This window comes from Polaribacter sp. Z014, from assembly GCF_023555435.1.
In the GTDB taxonomy this organism is placed as follows: Bacteria; Bacteroidota; Bacteroidia; order Flavobacteriales; family Flavobacteriaceae; genus Polaribacter.
In genome coordinates, this window is record NZ_JALCZP010000137.1 from 1 (window position 1) to 417 (window position 417).

At 25.2% G+C, this 417-nt stretch carries 1 protein-coding gene; it reads right to left on the reverse strand.

Annotation, left to right across the window (positions count from 1 at the left end; all coding sequences use genetic code 11):
* Nucleotides 1-3: 3 nt before the first annotated feature.
* The coding region (locus MPF19_RS19225; protein WP_249989877.1) for a hypothetical protein at nucleotides 4-417 on the reverse strand (414 nt) is incomplete at its 5' end.

A 417-nucleotide genomic window follows, 5' to 3' on the forward strand; every position in this document is an offset into this window, starting at 1 on the left:
TTTTTATATTGTAAAGTTGTTGGTATAAGTTCTGTCATCAGAATTAATAACTACAGTATAATTACCAACTTTTTTTTCTGATAATTTGTACACTCTTTTTAAAAGATCGTTACCAGATATGGTTTCAGATAAAATCGTATTCCCTTTATAATAAATAACAACTTTTAAAGGCTCTTTGTTAAAAGCGATTTTAGAAACATATAATAAATGTCCTTCATTTCTGATGATTGGTTTAAATATTTTTTCATTCTTATTGTTTAAGAAAGTAACCAATCCGTTTTCAACATAAAATTGTTTAATTACAATTTCGAAGTCTTTATTTAACTCAGCAGAGTAAATTCCGTCTTCTAAAGCAGAAAAATCAAATGTTCTAGAATAGTCTCCAGAATTTTGAATGTCATTATTATATACAGTTAA